Genomic DNA, 20,812 nt, shown 5'->3' with positions numbered 1-20,812 from the left:
CCGCGTGCCGCCACATCGGGGCATCGCTTCGCCCACGCGGCGGCCATCGACTCGCCCCCGGCACGCCGGACAGCCGCCTTCGCCAGGCCGGACAGCCGCCCGCGTCCCGGCACATCGGCTCGCCCGCGTACCGGCAATTCGGTTGCCGGGCCATGGGACACTTGACCACTGGAACATCCCCCTCGACAGGAACGGAAGCTCATGGCCTCGGTCCCTTCCCTCGCTTCGACCGTGCAGCAGCGCCTCGCGGACGCCCTGGCAGCAGCGCTGCCGGAGGCCGGGTCCGCCGACCCCATGCTGCGACGAAGCGACCGGGCCGACTTCCAGGCCAACGGCATCCTGGCGCTCGCGAAGAAGCTCAAGGGCAACCCGCGCGAGCTTGCGACCAAGGTCCTCGACGCCATCGCGGCGAACGACGTGCTGAAGGACATCGAGGTCTCCGGCCCCGGCTTCCTGAACGTGACGATCACCGACAGGGCGATCGTCCAGACGCTGGCCGCCCGTGCCGCCGACGACCGGCTCGGTGTGCCGACGACCGCCGAGCCCGGCACGACGGTGATCGACTACGCCCAGCCGAACGTGGCCAAGGAGATGCACGTCGGCCACCTGCGCTCGGCCGTGATCGGCGACGCGATGGTGCGGATCCTGGAGTTCGCGGGCGAGCGCGTGGTGCGGCGGCACCACATCGGCGACTGGGGCACCCAGTTCGGCATGCTCATCCAGTACCTGATCGAGCACCCGCACGAGCTGGACCACAAGGACGGCGCCTCCGGCGAGGAGGCGATGTCCAATCTGAACCGCCTCTACAAGGCCGCCCGTGCCCTCTTCGACTCCGACGAGGAGTTCAAGGCCCGCTCGCGCGACCGCGTGGTGGCGCTCCAGTCGGGCGATGCGGAGACCCTCGCGCTCTGGCAGAAGTTCGTCGACGAGTCGAAGATCTACTTCTACTCGGTCTTCGACAAGCTCGACATGGAGATCCGTGACCCCGACGTCGTCGGCGAGTCCGGCTACAACGACATGCTCGACGAGACCTGCCGCATCCTGGAGGAGTCCGGCGTCGCCGTGCGCTCCGAGGGCGCGCTCTGCGTCTTCTTCGACGATGTGAAGGGCCCCGACGGCAACCCGGTCCCGCTGATCGTCAAGAAGTCCAACGGCGGCTACGGTTACGCGGCCACCGACCTGTCCGCGATCCGCGACCGCGTGCAGAACCTGGACGCCTCCACCCTGCTGTACGTGGTGGACGCCCGCCAGTCCCTGCACTTCAAGATGGTCTTCGAGACCGCGCGCCGGGCCGGCTGGCTCGGCGACAAGGTCAAGGCCGTGCAGCTCGCCTTCGGCACCGTGCTCGGCAAGGACGGCAAGCCGTTCAAGACCCGTGAGGGCGAGACGGTCCGGCTGGTGGACCTCCTCGACGAGGCGATCGACCGGGCGACGGCCGTGGTGCGCGAGAAGGCCGGGAAGGTGGGCCTGAGCGAGCAGGAGATCGTCGACAACGGACGGTACGTCGGCATCGGCGCGGTCAAGTACGCCGACCTGTCGACGTCCGCGGTGCGCGACTACAAGTTCGACCTGGACCAGATGGTGTCGCTCAACGGCGACACGTCGGTCTACCTCCAGTACGCGTACGCCCGCATCCAGTCGATCAAGCGCAAGGCCGGCGAGACACGCCCGGTCGCGCACCCCGAGCTCGAACTGGCCCCGGCCGAGCGGGCTCTGGGCCTGCATCTGGACCAGTTCGGCGAGGTGCTGGCGGAGGTCGCGTCCTCGTACGAGCCGCACAAGCTGGCCGCGTACCTGTACCAGCTGGCCTCGCACCTGACGACGTTCTACGACCAGTGCCAGGTGCTGAGCGACGAGAACCCGGCGGAGCTCGTGGAGAACCGCCTCTTGCTCGTCGACCTCACGGGCCGCACGCTGCACCAGGGCATGGCGCTGCTGGGCATTCGGACGCCCGAGCGCCTCTGAGCCCTCTTCCGTACGGGATCCCCTTCCGTACGGGATCCCTTTCCGTACCGGCCAGTGGGCCCGGATCGCAGCGAGCGGATGACCCGCTGAGCGGTCCGGGCCGACGGCCCTGCGGTCAGACAGTCAGGCGGTCAGTGGATCGGGTGCGACTTTCTCCCCGACGCCTGGTCGATCTCCGTGTGCGCCTTCTGCAGCAGCTGGGAGGCGAGGTCCATCAGGGCGCGAGCGCCCGCGATCTCCTCGCCGACCAGTAGTTGCGGCTGGTCGGAGTGGTGACGATTCGCGTTTCCGTGGCCCCGGTATTCCGTGCCGTCACCGAGCCTCACCAGGGCGGCCGCCCGGGTCCGGTCGCCCTCCTCCCGGAATTCCATCTCGATGTGCCATCCGACGAGTGTCTGCATGGCGGATCACCTCCAGCGGTACCTCTTCCAGGGTGCGCCGCGAGGCCGCAAATCACCACACCACTTACCCGCTGCTGCGTATCCGACTGAGTCGACCTCACCATCGGCACCCCGGCCCGGGCGCGCGGCATCGCCGCGTACGCGGGCCGGGGTGCCGACTGCATCGACGGCGGGATCACGGCCGCCCCGCAGGCGTACGCGACCCGGGCCGCGTAGGTCCTCCACAGCGCGACCGGTGGGCGTAGGAGACCCATGAAAGTTACCCGCGGTTCGCATTGGTCTATACCTTGACTGGATCATGACATAACGCTTGAGTGTGTGCCACAGCCCCCCACCGCGGCTCGCCCGGAGGCCAACTCCTGCTCCGGTGCGGGCCGTTGAGCGCAAAAGGAGTGATCGAGTGCTGAGAACACGCCTCGCGGCCCTGCTGGCCGGGGTCCTCGTCGCCGGCGGTCTCGCCGGAGTCCTGATGCCCTCCGCATCCGCCGCCCCGGCGGACGCCGCCTGCGACGCCGCCACCACCTGGCAGGCGGGCAGGTCCTACGTCACTGGCAACGTTGTCAAGTACACGGACGGCAAGCACTACATAGCCGAACACGACAATCCGGGCTACGACCCGACGATCAGCACCTGGTACTGGGACCCGTACAACTGCAGCGGTGGCAGCACCCCGTCCCCGTCGGGCTTCGTGGTGAGCGAGGCCCAGTTCAATCAGATGTTCCCGAACAGGAACTCCTTCTACACCTACAGCGGCCTCACCGCGGCACTCAGCGCCTACCCCGGCTTCGCCAACACCGGCAGCGACACGGTGAAGAAGCAGGAGGCCGCGGCCTTCCTCGCGAACGTGAGCCACGAGACCGGCGGACTGGTCCACATCGTGGAGCAGAACACGGCCAACTACCCGCACTACTGCGACTGGAGCCGGCCCTACGGCTGCCCGGCCGGCCAGGCCGCGTACTACGGCCGCGGGCCGATCCAGCTCAGCTGGAACTTCAACTACAAGGCCGCGGGCGACGCGCTCGGCATCGACCTGCTCAACAACCCCTGGCGTGTGGAGCGCGAGGCGGCCGTGGCCTGGAAGACGGGCCTTTGGTACTGGAACACCCAGACCGGCCCCGGCACCATGACCGGCCACAACGCCATGGTCAACCAGGCCGGCTTCGGCCAGACCATCCGCTCCATCAACGGCTCGCTGGAGTGCGACGGCAAGAACCCGGCGCAGGTCCAGAGCCGTGTGAGCAAGTACCAGCAGTTCGCGCAGATCCTGGGCGTCCCCACGGGCGGCAACCTGTACTGCTGATCCCTCATGAACGGGCCGCGGACCGGGGAGACTTCGTCCCCCGGCCGCGGCCGCACCATGTCACGGGGCCCGCAGGCAACCCACCGGATCTTCTCCCCGTCCTCCGAGGTGGAGAGGCACCCGCGGACCAGGGCGCCCGAGAAACGGGGTCGAGGAGGGGGAACGTTGATACGTACCCGGAAGATATGGGTCACCGCGGCAGCGGTGCTCACGATGGCGGTGGTGTCGCCCGCGGGGGCGCACGCCGTGCCGCAGTCACCCGGCAGCCCGCCCGCCGCGGCGACCGACGACAACGATGGCCTGCCGCCCGGCTGGCGGATCACGAACACCGCCGGGCAGAACACACTGGAGTGGCGTTCACCGCGGCCCGTGCCCGCGGGCGACGCCCGGGTGGAATTCCACGCCGACGGCAAGCTGGTCGGCGTACCCGAACCCGAGAACGACGGCCGGACCTTCCGGCTGCCGCTGGACGACGCGCGCACAGCGGACCTGGCCGACCTCCAGGTGCTGGCGGCAGGCCGGCGGCTCGACCAGGAGGCGGACGGCGCGCGCGACCGGCGTTCCTCGCCGCCCGCCGCCAAGCCGCCCGCCCAGCTCCCCGCGGGTTCCGTCGACCCGGGCAGGCCCGGCAAGTACCGCACGGTCACCGGCGAGTACGCGCTCCACCCGGTCCGACTGCCCGGCTTCCCCGCGCCCGTCGAGATGCGCGGCGTCGTCGTCGCGCCGAAGGGCGCCACCGGCAAGAGCCCGGTCGCGCTGTTCCTGCACGGCCGGCACGCCACCTGCTACGTCCCCGGCAAGGACGACGAGGTCACCATCGACTGGCCCTGCGCCAAGGGCGCCGAGCCGATCCCGAGCCACCGGGGCTATCTGCGCGACCAGAAACTGCTGGCCTCCCAGGGCTATGTGACCGTCTCGATCTCCGCCAACGGCATCAACGGCCAGGACGGGGACGCCGAGGACGGCGGCGCTCAGGCACGCTCATCGCTCGTGCGGCAGCACCTCGCCCGCTGGGCCGACTGGGCCGCGAACCCGGCCAAGGCACCGGAGGCAGTACGCAAGGGGCCGAAGGCCGACCTGTCCCGCGTGCTGCTCGTCGGGCACTCGCGCGGCGGCGAGGGCGTCAACCGTGCGGCCATGGACAGCCTGTACCCGGCCCCGGCCGGTCAGGACGGCTACCGCGGCAAGGTGCGCTGGCACATCCGCGGGACCGTGCTCATCGGCCCGACGATCTTCGGCCAGAACCCGGTGCCGGACGTCCCGTCTCTGACGATCCTGCCGGGCTGCGACGGCGACGTCTCCGACCTCCAGGGCCAGGTGTACGCCGACGGCACCCGCGGCGTCAGCAGGGGCAAGGCCCTGCACAGCGCGGTCTACATGGTCGGCGCGAACCACAACTACTTCAACAGCGAGTGGACGCCGGGCCAGGCCAAGGCACCGGCCGACGACGACTTCTGGCACGACCCGGAGCAGCCCGACCCGGTCTGCTCACCCGGCACCGCGACCCGGCTGACCGCCGACCAGCAGCACCGGGCGGGCGCCACCTACATCGCCGCGGCCGCCCGGCTGTTCGTCGCCGGGGACGACCGGGTGCGTGAGCTGCTCGACGGCACCGGCCGCCGGGCCCCCTCCGCCGACCCGGCGCGGGTTCTGACCCACGGGGTCGGCGCGAACCGGGGTGCCGGCTTCCTCCCCGACGGCTCCGTGAAGGTGAGCGGCGGACGGCTGTGTTCCGCCGTGGACCCCGACCCGCGCACCGCCTGCCTGAACCCGGAGGCCGGCGGCTCCTCGCCGCACTTCGCCTCCTGGCAGCCGAACCCTGAGACCGGCCGCCGTGCCGTGGCGCTGCGCTGGTCCGCGCCGGGCTCGGCGGTGAAGGTCCGCCCGGAGAAGCCGCTCTCCGTGCGCGGCGCCAAGGACCTCGCGCTGCGCGTCTTCGTGCCTCCGAACACCACCGGGACACGGCTGGACGTGTCCGTCACGGACGCCTCCGGCAAGCGGGCCGACCTGGGACGCGTCCGGGTGGACGGGCTGCCGGGCAGCGACCGTACCGCGTCCCACTGGGCGCGCGAGGTACGCGTACCGCTCTCCGCCGCCGCTCGCGCCGGACTCGACCTGCGCGAGATCGCCTCCCTGGAGCTGACCCCGCGCAGCCGCTCCGGCCAGGCGTGGCTGATGGATGCCTGGGCGTGGAGCCCCGGCACGCCCGCCGTGCGCGAGGCCCCGCTGGCCCGCGTCGACATCGGCCGGCTGAAGGTCAAGGAGGGCGACTCGGGCGTCCGCACGTACCAGGTGCCGGTACGCGTGTCCGGCAAGGGCACCGGCACGGTCCGCCTGTACGTCCTCGACCCCGTCACCGGCCAGGCGAAGCACCGGCTGGTGACGGTGAAGCCCGGCAGCAGCGGCATCGACGTACCGGTGAAGGTGAAGGGCAACAAGCGGTACTCCTGGGACGTGTCCAACGACGTGCTCGTCAAAGCGGTCCGCGGGACCGTCGTCGGCACGTACTCCGGTGGGGTCACGACCGAGAACGACGACCCGATGCCCAAGATCACCATGAAGCCGGTCGCCGACAAGGTGACGGAAGGCCATCCGCTGAAGTGGCGGATCGCCCTGTCCGCGCCCGCCGACGTGGAGATGTCGAGGACGCTCCAGATCGTGGCGGTGCCTGGCCGCCCGGAACTGTCCACCAAGGACGTCGACCGGCAGTGGCTGGAGGAGCTGATCGGTGAGGTCCCCGCTGGTGAGGTACCGCTGTCCCAGCTGGAGTACGCCTCCCTGTGGGCGTCCGTACCGGCCGGCAGCACCACCGCGGAGGTGACCGTGCCCACGGTCGGCGACCGGGTGGCGGAGCCGGCGGAGTACGTGGGCCTCCAGCCCGTCGACGACGAGGGCGAGCCGCAGGGCCCGGCCCTCACCGGCACGGTGACCGACGCGCCGTAGCCCCCGTCACGGCAGGGTGAACTCGCACCACACCACCTTGCCGGGGTCGCGCCGGCCGACACCCCAGGTGTCGGCCAGCGCGTCCACCAGCAGCAGTCCGCGCCCCGACTCACCGGCCGGGGCGCGGACGCAGGGCCGCCCGTCGCCGCTGTCGTGCACCTCGACCCGGAGCGCGGACCCTTGCCCGTACAGCCACAGCCTCAGCAGATATCCACGCCCCGGCGGTACGCCGTGCACCAGCGCGTTCGTCGCGAGCTCGCTCACGCACAGCGTGATGTCGTCGGCCCGTGCGCTCCACCCCCACGCGCCCAGTGCCTCACGTACGAACTCCCGTGCCCTAGCGACGGATCGACGCTCGCGGCGGCAGAACAGCTCGCGCAGGTCCTCGTGTTGCATCGTCTTGTCCACGACGGGAGCGTTGCGCGCAGTGACGGTTCGGCAGCACGCCGTGGACCCGTACGTTTCATTTGTACGGGTGCCGAAGGCGTAACGTACGGACCCGTCCGGGGAGTTGGTCAGACATGCACCCCAGGAGACGCCACCGGAAGAACGCCTCGGCGATGCGACTGGTCGGCCGCCAGCTCGCCCGCTTCCGCGAGGCTGCGGGCCTCACCCAACGCGAACTCGCGACGGAGTTCAACCTCGCGGAGGAGACGGTCGCCTCGATCGAACAGGGCCGCCGCCCGCTGAAGCCGGACCTCGCGCAGAGATTCGACGACCGCCTCGACACGAAGGGCGCGCTGTCGGTCGCGGTGGAGCACATGCCGGAGGTGGACCTGATCCCGGCGTGGGCGGAGGAGTACATGGACCTGGAACGGGAGGCCATCGCGCTGTCCTGGTACGAGAATCAGGTGCTGCCAGGTCTCTTACAGACGGACCGCTACGCGCGGGCCGTGTTCCGCACAGACGTTCCGGCCCTCAATGAGGACGAGATGGAACAGCTCATCATCCGGCGCTTGGCGCGGCAGGACATCTTTCGCCGTCCCGTACCGCCAACCATCAGCTTCGTAGTCTCCGAAGCAGTACTCATCGACCGTCTCGGCGGGGACGCGGTGCGGCAGGAGATGCTGGAGCATCTGCTCACCTGCACCGACCTTCCAGGCATCACGCTTCAGGTGATGCCGCTCGGCCGCGAGTCACATGCCGGCCTGTCAGGCCCGTTCATCCTGTTGGAAACTCCCGATCACCAGCATCTCGCCTACGCAGAGGGGCAACGCGGCAGCCAAATGATCTCCTCCCCGGATGAGGTCAGCATCTTGGCCCGCAAATATGCGATGCTGCGGACGCAGGCCCTCAACGCCGAAGAGACAAAGGGCCTGTTGGAGCGCCTGCTAGGAGACCGATGAGCACCGCACTTGAGTGGTTCAAGTCCAGCTACAGCAGCGAACAAGGCGGCGCCTGCCTCGAAGTGGCGTACCACTGGCGCAAGTCGACGCACAGCGGCGACGAAGGCGGACAGTGCGTCGAGGTCGCCACCCACCCCGCCACCATCCACGTCCGCGACTCCAAGAACCCCGGCGGCCCGGTGCTCAGCCTCGCACCGGCCGCCTGGACGGCCTTCGTCAGCGACCTGCGCTGAGGCCCTGCGCGCCCTGGACGTACAGGGCCCACGCGAGGCAGCCGAAGGCCGCGGTGTGCAGGACGGCCCGGACGGTGTTCCAGGTGACCCACTTGTCCTCGAAGGCGGCCCGAGCGGCTTCGAGCTGAGCGGGATCGCCCGCGAGGGACACCTTGTCGAGCGCCTCGTTGAGCGGCACGTTCTGGGTGCCGGTCACCAGGAACGCCACCACGTACAGGACGAGCGCGGCGACGATCCACCAGCGGGCCGTGCCGCCGGGCCCGTCCCCCGGCCGGACCGCCGCGAGGACGAGAAGGGGCAGCGGCAGCAGGAAGGGCACCAGGAACCAGCCGTTGATGATGGCGCGGTTGATGTGCTGCATGGCCTGGACGAACGCCTGGTCCCCGGCGCGGGCGAGGCCCGGCATGACGGCGTAGGCGAAGGCGGCGAACAGACCGGCCATCAGCCCGGTCGCCACGGTGGAGGCCACGAGGGCCGCGGTGCTCAGTGTTCTCATGCGCTCTCCTCTGCGCTGTCGGCGGCGGGCGTGACCCATTCGACGAACTGGACGATCACTCCGTTGGGGTCGGTGATCTGGAAGAGCCGCTCGCCCCACGGCTCCTCGCGCAGCGGCATGGTGATCTCGACGCCTTCGGCGCGCAGCCGCTTCTCCTCGGCCTCCAGCCCCGTGAGGGTGAAGGCGAGGATCAGTCCGCCGGCGTGCTGGTCGCGCTGCTCCGCGGGCAGGACCTCGATGCCGCGCCGCAGCAGAACGATGTCGACTGCGGCGTCGGCCCGGGTGAGGGAGGCGAAGCCGTCGGCGGCGGCCTGCTCCTGGTAGCCGAGGTGGGTGGTGAAGAAGGCCTGGGAAGCGGCCACGTCGTCGACGGTGAGCGAGACGGTGGAGGCGGTGATCTGCAAGGTGTGTTCCTTTTCCGGGGGTTGAGGGGGCCGGCGCGCCATGGTGGCGGTCGGGTCGGTCAGTAGGAGCTGCGGCGCGGGAGGTTCCGTGCGCGGCGGTGGTTGTCCTGGAAGCGGACGGGGTGGAGCTGTGCGGGCTGTCGACCGCCTTGCTGCCGACCACGGGCGGCCTGGTTGCCCGACGCCTGGTCGGCGAGGAGCTTGGCGAGATCGAGTCGCTGCATGCGTTGTTCCTCTCGGTGAAACTTACATTGGGCGTAAACTTAGACCGAGAGAAGTGAGGGTGTCAACATAAAATTGCTACGGATGTAAGATTCCCTCATGAGCAACGACACGGGCATGACGACGAGCACGCCGGCGCATGACGCGCCGGGGGGTCTACGAGAGTCCAAGAAGCGCGAGACACGGCAGCTGATCTCCGACCACGCGACCAGGCTGTTCATGGTCCAGGGCTTCGAGCGGACGACCCTCGCGGAGATCGCCGACGCGGCGCGCGTGGCGAAGAAGACGGTGACCAACTACTTCCCGCGCAAGGAGGACATGGCACTGGACCATCAGGAGGCGTTCGTCGCGAGCCTGGCGGACACCGTCGCCTCCCGCTCCTCCGGCGAATCGGCCCTCGCGGCGCTGCGCCGCGCGTTCGAGGCCGCCGTCGCGGCCCAGGACCCGGTCGCCGGATTCGCGGGCCCGGACTTCTCACGCATGATCGACGACAGCCCGACCCTGTCGGCCTGCCTGCGCGGTCTGCACGACCGGCGCGAGGAAGCCCTTGCCCACGCCCTCGCCCGGGCCACGGGCACGTCCGCCGACGACATCACGCCCCGTACGGCGGCGGCGCTGCTGGGCGCGGCGCACCGGGTTCTGTTCGGGCGCATCCAGGAGCTCACCCTCGCGGGGCACTCAGGCGACGACATCGCGCGGACCGTCGGGGACGAGGCCGCCCGCGCCTTCGATCTGCTCGAACCGGCCCTCGCCGACTACGCGGTGGCCTGACCGGCCGGCACCGTGTCGCCGTCGACGCACACGGCGGACGGCCCGGTGCGCAGGCGCGCACCGGGCCGTCGAGGAGTCCTTGGTCTAGCGACCTGCGCCGAGACCCTGCGCGACCTCCGTCGCCCAGTACGTCAGGATCATGCTCGCGCCCGCCCGCTTGATGCCGAGCAGGCTCTCGGCGATGGCCTTCTCCCTGTCGATCCAGCCCTTCTCGGCCGCGGCCTCGACCATCGCGTACTCGCCGCTGATCTGGTACGCCGCGACCGGCACGGCCACCGACTCCGCGACCTTGGCGAGGATGTCCAGGTAGGGCCCGGCGGGCTTGACCATGACCATGTCCGCGCCCTCCTCCAGGTCGAGGGCCAGCTCGCGCAGCGACTCGCGGACGTTGGCCGAGTCCTGCTGGTAGGTCTTGCGGTCACCCTGGAGTGAGGAGCCGACGGCCTCGCGGAAGGGGCCGTAGAAGGCGGAGGAGTACTTCGCGGTGTACGCGAGGATCGACACGTCCTCCTTGCCGATGGTGTCGAGCGCGTCGCGGATCACGCCGATCTGGCCGTCCATCATGCCGCTGGGGCCGACGACATGGACGCCCGCGTCGGCCTGGACCTGGGCCATCTCGGCGTAACGTTCCAGCGTGGCGTCATTGTCGACACGGCCGTCCTCGGCCAGGACCCCGCAGTGGCCGTGGTCGGTGTACTCGTCCAGACACAGGTCGGACATGATCACGAGCTCGTCGCCGACCTCGGCGCGGACGTCGCGGATGGCGACCTGGAGAATGCCGTCCGGGTCCGTGCCCGCCGTTCCCAGAGCGTCCTTCTTGGCGTCCTCGGGCACGCCGAAGAGCATGATCCCCGCGACCCCGGCCTCCCGTGCCTCCACTGCGGCCTTCCGCAGGGTGTCGCGGGTGTGCTGGACGACGCCGGGCATGGCCTGGATCGGGACGGGCTCGCTGATGCCCTCCCGCACGAAAGCGGGCAGGATCAGGTCGGCCGGGTGCAGGCGGGTCTCGGCGACCATGCGCCGCATGGCGGGAGTGGTCCGGAGCCGCCGGGGGCGGGCACCGGGGAAGGATCCGTACGCAGTCATACGTGCCACGCTACGCCCGGCCGGACCGTGCGATTACCGACACCGCGTCGGCGCGGGAAGCGCGTGCCGGGGTGCCGGGGTGCCGGGGTGCCGAGCGGATCACGCCGGACAGGCCCGTGGCCGTCTGGCGCATGGGGCCTCCCCCAGGCTCGCGGGGCCGAGGGTGAAGCATCACAAGGCGCCGGAGTGCTGCGGCGTGGCCCCCTACCGTGCCCGAAGGGCTACGGGGGAGTGCTCGGGCGTACGGCGGTGACGATCCAGGCGGCCGAGCCGTACAGGACCCCCTCCTCGGTCAGATGCGCCTCGATGTCCGCGCGCAGGGCGTCCAGGACGCGTGCCCGTCCGGCAGGGTCGAGGTCTTCGAACAGCCAGACCATCCCTGACACGAAGCGGTACGCCTCCTCGGCGTTCCGGCCGAGGCGCATCGGGCGCTCCAGGCCGGTCAGCTGCGGCGCGCCGAACCCGGCGGCGGTCAGCCGCTGCCGTACGACATCGGGGTCGGCCATGGAGAAGGGGCCGGGCTCGTCCGGCTGCTGGGTGGGCAGCTCGCGCCCCGCCGCCAGCAGGGCCGAGACCGAGCGGAACCACTCGTTGCGGGCCAGGTCCTGCCACACCAGGAGCACCAGCCGGCCGCCGGGCCGCAGCGCACGGGCGATGTTGCGGAACGCGGCCACCGGGTCGGCGAAGAACATGGAGCCGGCGCGGCTGATAGCCACGTCGAAGAACGCCTCGGGGAACGGGTGCGTCTGCGCGTCCGCCTGCTCGTAGCGGACGCTGTCGAGCCCTTCCCGCTCGGTCTCCCGCCGGGCCACACGCAGCATGGGCCCGGACAGGTCGACGCCGAGGACGGGGCTGCCGACGGTGAGCCGGGCGGCGGCGCGGGAGGTGACGCCGTTGCCGCAGCCGATGTCCAGCACGCGCTCACCGCGCTGGAGGGCGGCGGCGTCCAGGAAGGGCCGCTGATAGGCGTGCAGGGCTCGGTCGAAGCTCTCGGCGTGCTCCGCCCAGTACGCGCCTTCGTCGCCGTCCCAGGCGCGGGCCTGCTCGGCGTTGGCGGGGTCGACATGCACAATCCCGGCGCTCACGGCGGGTCACCCCTTTTTCGGCTGCCGAAGGACCCTTGTGCTTCTGGTGTACGCCCATCGGACCCCACCTGTCGAACGCACGGCCCGGCCTGGGGCACGCACGGCCGACCTGGGGAGCGTACGCAGGCGGGGCGGGCGGAAACTCCGCCCGCCCCGCCTTTCGGAGAGATGTCCGCTCAGGTCGTCGTGCGACGTCTCCGGCCACCCGGACGCCGCTCCGACGGGCGCGTCACATGCTCGCCCGCCTCCAGCGCCGCCGCCCGGCGGGCCGCGCCGAACTGCGCCAGCGCCTCCGCCAGCTTGTGCACCGACGGCTCCGGCGACAGGACGTCGACCCGCAGGCCGTGCTCCTCGGCCGTCTTCGCCGTGGCGGGACCGATGCACGCGATCACCGTCACGTTGTGCGGCTTGCCGGCGATGCCGACCAGATTCCGCACGGTCGACGACGACGTGAACAGCACCGCGTCGAAGCCGCCGCCCTTGATCGCCTCACGGGTCTCCGCCGGGGGCGGCGACGCGCGCACGGTCCGGTAGGCGGTCACGTCGTCGACCTCCCACCCGAGCTCGATCAGGCCCGCGACCAGCGTCTCGGTCGCGATGTCCGCGCGGGGCAGGAAGACGCGGTCGATCGGGTCGAAGACCGGATCGTACGGCGGCCAGTCCTCCAGCAGGCCGGCCGCGGACTGCTCGCCGCTCGGCACCAGGTCCGGCTTCACGCCGAAGTCCACCAGCGCGGCCGCCGTCTGCTCGCCGACCGCCGCGACCTTGATCCCGGCGAAGGCACGGGCGTCGAGCCCGTACTCCTCGAACTTCTCCCGCACGGCCTTCACCGCGTTGACGGAGGTGAAGGCGATCCACTCGTAGCGTCCGGTGACGAGTCCCTTGACCGCGCGCTCCATCTGCTGCGGCGTACGCGGCGGTTCGACCGCGATCGTCGGGACCTCGTACGGCACCGCACCGTAGGAACGAAGCTGGTCGGAGAGCGAGGCCGCCTGCTCCTTCGTACGCGGCACGAGCACCTTCCAGCCGAACAGCGGCTTGGACTCGAACCACGCGAGCTGGTCGCGCTGGGCGGCGGCGCTGCGCTCACCGACCACGGCTATGACCGGCTGGTGTCCCTCGGGGGAGGGCAGCACCTTCGCCTGCTTCAGCGTCTGCGCGATGGTGCCGAGCGTCGCCGTCCAGGTGCGCTGGCGGGTCGTCGTACCGGCGACGGTGACCGTCAGCGGCGTGTCGGGCTTGCGGCCCGCGGCCACCAGCTCGCCCGCCGCGGCGGCGACCGTCTCCAGCGTCGTGGAGACGACGACCGTGCCGTCGCTCGCGCCGACCTCGGTCCAGCAACGGTCGGACGCGGTGCGGGCGTCGACGAAACGGACGTCCGTGCCCTGCTCGTCGCGGAGCGGGACACCGGCGTACGCGGGCACGCCGACGGCCGTCGCTACACCGGGCACGACCTCGAAGGGAATCCCTTCGGACGCGCACGCGAGCATCTCCCGGCCGGCGTCGGTGTCCAGGCCGGGGTCACCGGTCACGGCACGGACGACCCGCTTGCCGCCCCGCGCGGCCTCCATGACAAGATTGGCCGCATCCCTGAGTACGGGGATCCCGGCGGAGGTTGACGCGTCGTCAATGACCGTCAGCTCAGGCGTGCTCACGCCTGCCCGCGCATGACCTCGCACGACATCGAGGACAGCGGGCTCGGCGATCAGCACGTCAGCGCCGGCGAGCGCCTCGACGGCGCGCAGAGTCAGCAGACCGGGGTCGCCGGGACCGGCACCCAGGAAGGTGACGTGCCCGTGGGCGTCGAGGCCGGGAAGGTTCGAGGTGGTGGGGCTCAAAGTGCTCGCTCCCCCATAAGACCGGCCGCACCCTTGGCGAGCATCTCGGACGCGAGTTCGCGACCGAGCGCGATGGCGTCGCCGTGCGACGTGGGTACGGGACCGGTGGTGGACAGCTGCACCAGCGCGGATCCGTCGGTCGTGCCGACGACGCCCCGCAGGCGCATTTCGGTGGCATCCTGGCCGTCGGCCAGCAGGTCGGCGAGCGCACCCACAGGTGCGGAGCAGCCGGCCTCCAGGGCGGCGAGCAGGGATCGCTCGGCGGTCACGGCGACCCGCGTGTGCGGGTCGTCGAGTCCACTGAGCGCGGCGACGAGATCCGCGTCGGACGCGGAGCACTCGATCGCCAGGGCCCCCTGGCCGGGGGCGGGCAGGACGAAGTCGACCGACAGGAAGTCGGTGACCTCGTCGATCCTGCCGATGCGGTGGAGTCCCGCAGCGGCGAGCACGACGGCGTCGAGCTCCCCGTTGCGTACGTATCCGATCCGGGTGTCGACGTTTCCGCGGATCGGCACGGTCTCGATGTGCAGCCCGTGGGAGCGGGCGTACGCGTTCAGCTGCGCCATGCGGCGCGGCGAACCGGTGCCGACGCGGGCGCCGTCCGGCAGCTGGTGGAAGGTCAGTCCGTCCCGGGCGACCAGCGCGTCGCGCGGGTCCTCGCGCTTGGGTATCGCGGCCAGCGCCAGACCCTCGTGCGGCGCTGTGGGCAGGTCCTTCAGCGAGTGGACGGCGAAGTCCACCTCGCCGCGGAGCAGCGCTTCCCGCAGGGCCGTGACGAACACGCCGGTGCCGCCGATCTGCGCCAGGTGCTCACGGGAGACGTCCCCGAACGTCGTGATCTCGACGAGCTCGACGGCCCGGCCGGTCAGCCGGCGCACCGCCTCAGCCACGTGCCCGGACTGGGCCATGGCGAGTTTGCTGCGCCTGGTCCCGAGCCTCAGTGCCCTCTCGGTCATACTCGCCCTCGGTTCTTGACGTCTGCGTCATTCAGGTCGGCCCGGCTGACGGAGGCGACCGTCTCCGGGTCGAGGTCGAAGAGGGTCCGCAGCGCATCCGCGTACCCGGCACCGCCGGGCTCGCTCGCCAGCTGCTTGACCCGCACGGTGGGCGCGTGCAGGAGCTTGTCCACCACGCGGCGCACGGTCTGGGTGATCTCGGCGCGCTGCTTCTCGTCCAGGCCGGTGAGCCGGCCTTCGAGACGGGCCATCTCGCCGGCCACGACATCGGCGGCCATGGTGCGCAGGGCGACCACGGTCGGGGTGATGTGCGCGGCGCGCTGGGCCGCGCCGAAGGCGGCGACCTCGTCGGAGACGATCGAGCGGACCTGGTCCACGTCGGCGGCCATCGGCGCGTCGGCGGAGGCCTCGGCGAGCGACTCGATGTCCACAAGCCGTGCACCGGCGAGGCGGTGGACGGCGGCGTCGATGTCGCGCGGCATGGCGAGGTCGAGGAGCGCGAGCCGGACGAGGCCGCTCCCGTGCGGCACGGTGGCCGCACGGGAGGAAGCCGCGCGGGTGCGGGAGGCGTTGTCGACCCAGGCGCCGTGCTGCGCGAGGGAGTCGTCGAGACCGACGGGGCACTCGGAGCCTGGGGCAACGTCAATGCCGCCGAGACCGGCGCCGCTGCTCGCGAGTGCCGCCGCCTCGGCGGCGGGCAGGTCCGTCACGCGTACGGCGGCGGTGTCCCCGCGTCCGGCATCCGCCGGCTCTGCGCGATCCGTGCCGGGCAGGTGGTCGTCGGTGCGGTCCGTGCCCGCGGAGTCGCCGGACCGGTCGGTGCCCTCGATCGAGGGAGCGGCCAGGTCGCCGGCGCCGCCCGGCAGTTCGGCCACGCGGCCGTCCCTGGCCGCCGCGGCGGCCAGGCGTGCGACCACGCTGCCCTCGGGGGCGCGCAGGTCAGTGGCCCGACCAGTGGTCTCGGGCACGACGTGCTGCGACGCGAGCGCCGTCGCGACCGCCTCGGCGGTCAGGACCAGACCGGTCGCGCCGGTGCACGAGACGGCCACGTCGGCACGTGTCAGTTCGTCGGCGAGGGATGCCATCGGCACCGCGTGTGCGCGCACGCCGCCCGACTCGGACAGCGCCGCGGCCAGCCGCTCGGCGCGCTCCGTCGTCCGGTTGGCGATGACGAGTTCGCGTACGCCCAGGCGCGCCAGCGTCGTCGCGGCGAGCGAGGACATCGAGCCGGCGCCGATCACCAGGGCCCGCTTGTCCGCGGCCCAGGCCTCGACCGGCTCGCCCGCGGCGAGCTGCTCGAGACCGAAGGTGACGAGCGACTGCCCGGCCCGGTCGATGCCGGTCTCGCTGTGGGCGCGCTTGCCGACGCGCAGTGCCTGCTGGAACAGGTCGTTGATCAGCCGTCCGGCGGTGTGCAGTTCCTGACCGCGCGCGAGGGCGTCCTTGATCTGGCCGAGGATCTGGCCCTCGCCGACGACCATGGAGTCCAGACCGCAGGCCACCGAGAACAGGTGGTGGACGGCCCGGTCCTCGTAGTGCACATAGAGATAGGGAGTGAGCTCCTCGAGCCCGACCCCACTGTGCTGGGCGAGCAGCGTGGACAGCTCGGCGACACCGGCGTGGAACTTGTCCACGTCCGCGTACAGCTCGATGCGGTTGCACGTGGCGAGGACCGCCGCCTCGGTGGCGGGCTCCGCCGCGAGGGTGTCGTGCAGCAGCTTGATCTGCGCATCGATGGGCAGCGAGGCGCGCTCCAGCACGCTCACGGGAGCGCTGCGGTGGCTCAGCCCGACGACGAGGAGACTCATGCCGGCATCACGGCGGGCATGTCCCCGTCGGGTCCCTTCCGGCCTGCGGCCTCGGCCTCCTCGCCGGCCTTCCGCTGCTCGTGGAAGGCGAGGATCTGGAGCTCGATCGAGAGGTCGACCTTGCGCACGTCGACGCCGTCCGGCACCGACAGCACGGTGGGGGCGAAGTTGAGGATGGAGCTGACACCGGCGGCGATCAGCCGGTCGCACACCTGCTGGGCGGCGCCGGCAGGCGTCGAGATGACGCCGATCGACACTCCGTTGTCGCTGATGATCTTCTCGAGCTCGTCGGTGTGCTGGACGGGGATGCCCGCGACGGGCTTCCCGGCCATGGCCGGGTCGGCGTCGATGAGCGCGGCGACCCGGAAGCCACGGGAGGCGAAGCCGCCGTAGTTGGCGAGGGCGGCGCCGAGATTACCGATGCCGACGATGACAACCGGCCAGTCCTGCGTCAGACCGAGCTCGCGGGAGATCTGGTAGACGAGGTACTCGACGTCGTAGCCGACGCCGCGGGTCCCGTACGAGCCGAGGTATGAGAAGTCCTTGCGCAGCTTCGCGGAGTTGACGCCGGCGGCCGCGGCGAGCTCCTCGGAGGAGACCGTGGGCACGGACCGCTCGGAGAGCGCCGTCAGGGCGCGCAGGTACAGCGGAAGCCGGGCGACGGTGGCCTCGGGGATTCCTCGGCTACGGGTCGCCGGTCGGTGATTTCGGCCAGTTGCCACGGTGCTCCTGCGGGATGAGCGAGGCTGCAGGCGGCCGTGTGTCCCAAGACCGCCCCGTCGAATGCAGGCTATGTCTTTGTGAACGCGTGCACAAAGATGGTGTCCGCTTTGTCCGTCCAAAGTGACCGGGGTCACGCGATCCGGGGGCCTGATCCAGGAACCGCGAACCGCCCCGGACCGTTGAGGCGCCAATGGGGGCAAAGCCGTACACACTCCTTACGATCTACGCCCCCGAGACCGCCTGGCTCCACCTACTCTGCCCTGTCGCGGCCCTGGCCCGATAGAGTCGTGCCCGGCGGAGAAAACCAAGCAAAACGACCATGATGGTACCCGCCTTCCGTGTGACATCAGCTCCCGAGCGCGCGGCGCAGCCGATCGGGGTCCACCCGCCAGAAGGTGTGCTGCTCCCCGTCCACCAGCACCACGGGGATCTGCTCCCAATAGGCGCGGTGGAGCTCGGTGTCCTGGTTGATGTCCTTCTCCTCCCACGAGGCGCCGGTCTCCGCGCAGACCGTCTCGACCACGGCCCGCGCGTCGTCGCACAGATGGCATCCGGGCTTGCCGATGAGCGTCACGATGCGCTCCTCGGGCTTCTTCTTCACACGCCGCAGCACAGGACTCATACGTCCATTCTCGCCCGCGCCGCCATTGCCCGGTTTCCTTCCTTTCGCGCGCCGCGGATCACCCGTTTAACAGCGCGGTCGCGGAGTGTTCACGCCGTCGCATCCCGGCGAGTCCGGAAGTCCCGAACAGACTGGCTATGCTCACGACATGGCCGCTCTGGGATGGCTCACCCCGCGTAGGCGCTCCGCCACCGCTCGCAGCGTGCTGGCGGGCGAAGCCGCCGCCGAGGCAGCGCGCAAGTCCTCACAGACCATCGAGGCGCTCGAAGCCCTCGATGCAGGGCCCCCGACCGCGGGGCCCGCCGTCGGGGAGCCCGAGTTTCCCGTCGCCGGGGACGTCCGCGCCGCGGCGTTCTTCGACCTCGACAACACCGTGATGCAGGGCGCGGCGATCTTCCACTTCGGCCGCGGCCTGTACAAGAGGAAGTTCTTCCAGCGCCGCGAACTGGCCCGGTTCGCCTGGCAGCAGACGTGGTTCCGGCTGGCGGGCGTCGAGGATCCGGAGCACATGCAGGACGCGCGGGACAGCGCGCTCTCCATCGTGAAGGGCCACCGGGTCTCGGAGCTGATGAGCATCGGCGAGGAGATCTACGACGAGTACATGGCGGGCCGGATCTGGCCGGGGACCCGGGCGCTGGCCCAGGCGCACCTCGACGCGGGTCAGAAGGTCTGGCTGGTCACTGCCGCACCGGTCGAGACCGCGACGATCATCGCCCGCCGGCTCGGTCTGACCGGCGCTCTCGGGACGGTCGCCGAGTCGGTCGACGGCGTGTACACGGGCAAGCTGGTCGGCGAACCGCTGCACGGCCCCGCGAAGGCGGAGGCGGTACGGGCGTTGGCGGCGGCGGAGGGCCTGGACCTCGCCCGCTGCGCGGCCTACAGCGACAGCCACAACGACATCCCGATGCTGTCGCTGGTCGGCCACCCGTACGCCATCAACCCCGACTCGAAGCTGAGGAAGTACGCGCGCGAGCGCGACTGGCGCCTGCGGGACTACCGGACCGGCCGCAAGGCGGCGAAGGTGGGCATCCCCGCGGCGGCGGGTGTGGGCGCGCTGGCCGGCGGCACGGCAGCGGCGGTGGCGCTCCACCGCCGTCGGCGCTGACCTCCCGAAGACCCCACAGGGAGACCGCACGCCCCGCAGCGCGTGCGCGTGAGGCGCGGGCCCGGACGACTCGCCCGGAGAAACACGCAGAGAGACGCGCCGCGGCGGTCGCACCCCCGGCGTGTCGCGATCACGCCGTGGGCGGACCGCAACGGCGCCGTGGCGTGTAGCAGGCGTGGAGCAGTGGAGCCGCGGCGTGTCGCGGGCGTGTCGGCAGACAATCAGCGGCTCCTACCCCGCCACACCCCCGGCCAGTCCCATTGCCGCGCCCCGACCACAAGTCACCCCTCGACAGGACAGATCGCGAAGTAATTCGATCAACAAGTGCTCACAATGTGCGACCTGATCTGTCGTCAACCCGCAACAGAAGCGACGGAAACGGCGATTTGAGCAACTCGGTGTAGCACTGCCTGTACGAAGCGTTATTCTCCTCAGACGCAGGACGGAACCCACCAGTCATCACGACGGGTGAACGGTCCCGCACAGCACGTGATGGAAGCTCTGCCTCTGGGAGTCCCGTGTACCCACACGTCGGGGTTGACGCCTCGGGCCTGGCTACGCTGCGCGCAGCGGTCCTCGACCACCTGCGCGGCTTTGTCCCCACCGCGTACGCCGTCCCCGCATTCGCCACGCCCGGCCTCGCCGTCAGCGGCGCGGCCGCCCCTTGTTATGCCCTGGCCGACGGCATTCCGAACGGCATGCAGAAGGGATCGGCCCGTAGTGCCGTCGATGACGGACGCCGGTCGGCCGACGGCCGGGCGGCCGTCGGCCGACGGGGCGGACGCGGCGGCGCGACCACCGCCCGCCGGCCCACTGCCGACAGCGACAGCGCCCGCATGATGGAACTCGTCGAGCGCGCCCAGGCGGGCGAGGCCGAGGCCTTCGGGCGGCTCTACGACCAGTACAGCGACACCGTCTACCGCTACATCTACTACCGCGTCGGCGGCAAGGCGACGGCGGAGGACCTGACGAGCGAGACGTTCCTCAGGGCACTGCGCCGGATCTCCACCTTCACCTGGCAGGGCCGCGACTTCGGCGCCTGGCTCGTGACGATCGCCCGCAACCTGGTCGCCGACCACTTCAAGTCGAGCCGCTTCCGCCTGGAGGTGACCACCGGCGAGATGCTCGACGCCAACGAGGTCGAGCGCAGCCCGGAGGACTCGGTCCTGGAGTCCCTCTCGAACGCCGCGCTGCTCGAAGCCGTGCGCAAGCTCAATCCCCAGCAGCAGGAGTGCGTGACCCTCCGCTTCCTCCAGGGCCTGTCCGTGGCCGAGACGGCCAGGGCCATGGGCAAGAACGAGGGCGCGATCAAGACGCTTCAGTACCGGGCCGTCCGCACCCTCGCGCGGCTGCTCCCCGACGACGCGCGCTGAGCCGTCCCTCCGCGTCCCCCAACGTCCTCCCTCCCCCCCCCCTCCCCCCCCCCCCCCCCCTCCTCCCCCCCCCCCCCCCCCCCACCCCCCCCCCCACCCCCCCCCCGGGGCGGCCCCGGTGCCGCCCTGTCCCGT

General features: G+C 71.2%; 20 protein-coding genes. 8 read left to right on the top strand and 12 right to left on the bottom strand.

The window, feature by feature from the left end:
- Positions 1-201 precede the first annotated feature (201 nt).
- Positions 202-1,965, top strand: coding sequence for an arginine--tRNA ligase (argS, locus tag J7E88_RS26145; protein ID WP_215185278.1), 1,764 nt, complete (start codon positions 202-204; stop codon positions 1,963-1,965).
- Positions 1,966-2,096: 131 nt separating this feature from the next.
- On the opposite strand, the gene J7E88_RS26140 is transcribed toward argS, so the two are convergent.
- Positions 2,097-2,366 carry a DUF1876 domain-containing protein gene (locus J7E88_RS26140; RefSeq protein ID WP_215185276.1) on the bottom strand — a complete coding sequence of 90 codons (270 nt, stop codon included), beginning with the start codon at positions 2,364-2,366 and terminating at the stop codon, positions 2,097-2,099.
- A 400-nt stretch (positions 2,367-2,766) separates the two neighbouring features.
- Between J7E88_RS26140 and J7E88_RS26135 the strand changes: the two genes are divergently transcribed.
- On the top strand, positions 2,767-3,666 hold the full coding sequence (locus J7E88_RS26135; protein WP_215185274.1) for a glycoside hydrolase family 19 protein: 900 nt from the start codon (positions 2,767-2,769) through the stop codon (positions 3,664-3,666).
- Positions 3,667-3,831: 165 nt separating this feature from the next.
- Positions 3,832-6,609 (top strand): hypothetical protein, encoded by a 2,778-nt coding sequence (locus J7E88_RS26130; protein WP_215185272.1) that lies wholly within the window; start codon positions 3,832-3,834, stop codon positions 6,607-6,609.
- A 6-nt stretch (positions 6,610-6,615) separates the two neighbouring features.
- Here J7E88_RS26130 and J7E88_RS26125 read toward each other — a convergent pair whose 3' ends face one another.
- On the bottom strand, positions 6,616-7,017 hold the full coding sequence (locus tag J7E88_RS26125; RefSeq protein WP_215185270.1) for an ATP-binding protein: 402 nt from the start codon (positions 7,015-7,017) through the stop codon (positions 6,616-6,618).
- Between the two features lie 152 nt (positions 7,018-7,169).
- Between J7E88_RS26125 and J7E88_RS26120 the strand changes: the two genes are divergently transcribed.
- Both J7E88_RS26120 and J7E88_RS26115 read left to right on the top strand, forming a co-directional pair.
- Positions 7,170-7,955 carry a helix-turn-helix transcriptional regulator gene (locus J7E88_RS26120; protein ID WP_251023228.1) on the top strand — a complete coding sequence of 262 codons (786 nt, stop codon included), beginning with the start codon at positions 7,170-7,172 and terminating at the stop codon, positions 7,953-7,955.
- The gene (locus J7E88_RS26115; protein WP_215185264.1) at positions 7,952-8,188 is read left to right on the top strand and encodes a DUF397 domain-containing protein; all 237 of its coding nucleotides are present in this window, start codon (positions 7,952-7,954) and stop codon (positions 8,186-8,188) included. The genes J7E88_RS26120 and J7E88_RS26115 overlap by 4 nt, the downstream gene beginning before the upstream one ends.
- Here the strand turns inward: J7E88_RS26115 and J7E88_RS26110 are convergent.
- Genes J7E88_RS26110 through J7E88_RS26100 form a run of 3 tightly spaced genes read right to left on the bottom strand, consistent with a single transcriptional unit; the run spans position 8,172 to position 9,312 of the window.
- Complete coding sequence (locus tag J7E88_RS26110) at positions 8,172-8,684, bottom strand: DUF1772 domain-containing protein (RefSeq protein WP_215185261.1); 513 nt, start codon at positions 8,682-8,684, stop codon at positions 8,172-8,174. The two genes, J7E88_RS26115 and J7E88_RS26110, sit on opposite strands and share 17 nt — an antisense overlap.
- Entirely contained in the window at positions 8,681-9,088 is a 408-nt protein-coding gene (locus J7E88_RS26105; protein ID WP_215185259.1) for a VOC family protein, read from the bottom strand. Before J7E88_RS26105 ends, J7E88_RS26110 begins: the two co-directional genes overlap by 4 nt.
- 59 nt (positions 9,089-9,147) lie before the next feature.
- Positions 9,148-9,312, bottom strand: coding sequence for a hypothetical protein (locus J7E88_RS26100; protein ID WP_215185257.1), 165 nt, complete (start codon positions 9,310-9,312; stop codon positions 9,148-9,150).
- A 97-nt stretch (positions 9,313-9,409) separates the two neighbouring features.
- Between J7E88_RS26100 and J7E88_RS26095 the strand changes: the two genes are divergently transcribed.
- A complete protein-coding gene (locus J7E88_RS26095) occupies positions 9,410-10,081 on the top strand; it encodes a TetR/AcrR family transcriptional regulator (protein ID WP_251023227.1) in 672 nt (223 codons plus the stop codon).
- Between the two features lie 84 nt (positions 10,082-10,165).
- Here the strand turns inward: J7E88_RS26095 and hemB are convergent, their stop codons facing one another.
- The 7 genes from hemB to J7E88_RS26060 all read right to left on the bottom strand — a co-directional run bounded on the left by hemB (position 10,166) and on the right by J7E88_RS26060 (position 18,199).
- Positions 10,166-11,167 carry a porphobilinogen synthase gene (gene hemB, locus J7E88_RS26090; protein WP_215185255.1) on the bottom strand — a complete coding sequence of 334 codons (1,002 nt, stop codon included), beginning with the start codon at positions 11,165-11,167 and terminating at the stop codon, positions 10,166-10,168.
- Between the two features lie 221 nt (positions 11,168-11,388).
- A complete protein-coding gene (locus tag J7E88_RS26085; RefSeq protein WP_215185253.1) occupies positions 11,389-12,252 on the bottom strand; it encodes a class I SAM-dependent methyltransferase in 864 nt (287 codons plus the stop codon).
- A gap of 176 nt (positions 12,253-12,428) precedes the next feature.
- Positions 12,429-14,090 (bottom strand): uroporphyrinogen-III synthase, encoded by a 1,662-nt coding sequence (locus J7E88_RS26080; protein ID WP_215185251.1) that lies wholly within the window; start codon positions 14,088-14,090, stop codon positions 12,429-12,431.
- Positions 14,087-15,046, bottom strand: coding sequence for a hydroxymethylbilane synthase (gene hemC / locus J7E88_RS26075; protein ID WP_215185249.1), 960 nt, complete (start codon positions 15,044-15,046; stop codon positions 14,087-14,089). The genes J7E88_RS26080 and hemC overlap by 4 nt, the downstream gene beginning before the upstream one ends.
- Positions 15,043-16,854: a glutamyl-tRNA reductase gene (locus J7E88_RS26070; protein ID WP_215185247.1), complete on the bottom strand. Its 1,812-nt coding sequence runs from the start codon at positions 16,852-16,854 to the stop codon at positions 15,043-15,045. Before J7E88_RS26070 ends, hemC begins: the two co-directional genes overlap by 4 nt.
- The gene (locus J7E88_RS26065) at positions 16,851-17,576 is read right to left on the bottom strand and encodes a redox-sensing transcriptional repressor Rex (protein ID WP_215185245.1); all 726 of its coding nucleotides are present in this window, start codon (positions 17,574-17,576) and stop codon (positions 16,851-16,853) included. Before J7E88_RS26065 ends, J7E88_RS26070 begins: the two co-directional genes overlap by 4 nt.
- 347 nt (positions 17,577-17,923) lie before the next feature.
- Positions 17,924-18,199 (bottom strand): glutaredoxin family protein, encoded by a 276-nt coding sequence (locus J7E88_RS26060; protein WP_215185243.1) that lies wholly within the window; start codon positions 18,197-18,199, stop codon positions 17,924-17,926.
- Positions 18,200-18,347: 148 nt separating this feature from the next.
- Here J7E88_RS26060 and J7E88_RS26055 point away from each other — a divergent pair, with 148 nt between their 5' ends.
- On the top strand, positions 18,348-19,304 hold the full coding sequence (locus tag J7E88_RS26055) for an HAD family phosphatase (RefSeq protein WP_215185237.1): 957 nt from the start codon (positions 18,348-18,350) through the stop codon (positions 19,302-19,304).
- A 518-nt stretch (positions 19,305-19,822) separates the two neighbouring features.
- Positions 19,823-20,677, top strand: coding sequence for an ECF subfamily RNA polymerase sigma factor, BldN family (locus tag J7E88_RS26050; RefSeq protein ID WP_215185235.1), 855 nt, complete (start codon positions 19,823-19,825; stop codon positions 20,675-20,677).
- The last annotated feature ends 135 nt before the right edge of the window (positions 20,678-20,812 follow it).

Origin of the sequence: Streptomyces sp. ISL-10, from assembly GCF_018614575.1 — a bacterium.
Taxonomy (GTDB): domain Bacteria; phylum Actinomycetota; class Actinomycetes; order Streptomycetales; family Streptomycetaceae; genus Streptomyces.
This window is presented reverse-complemented; position numbering and strand designations above follow the sequence as displayed.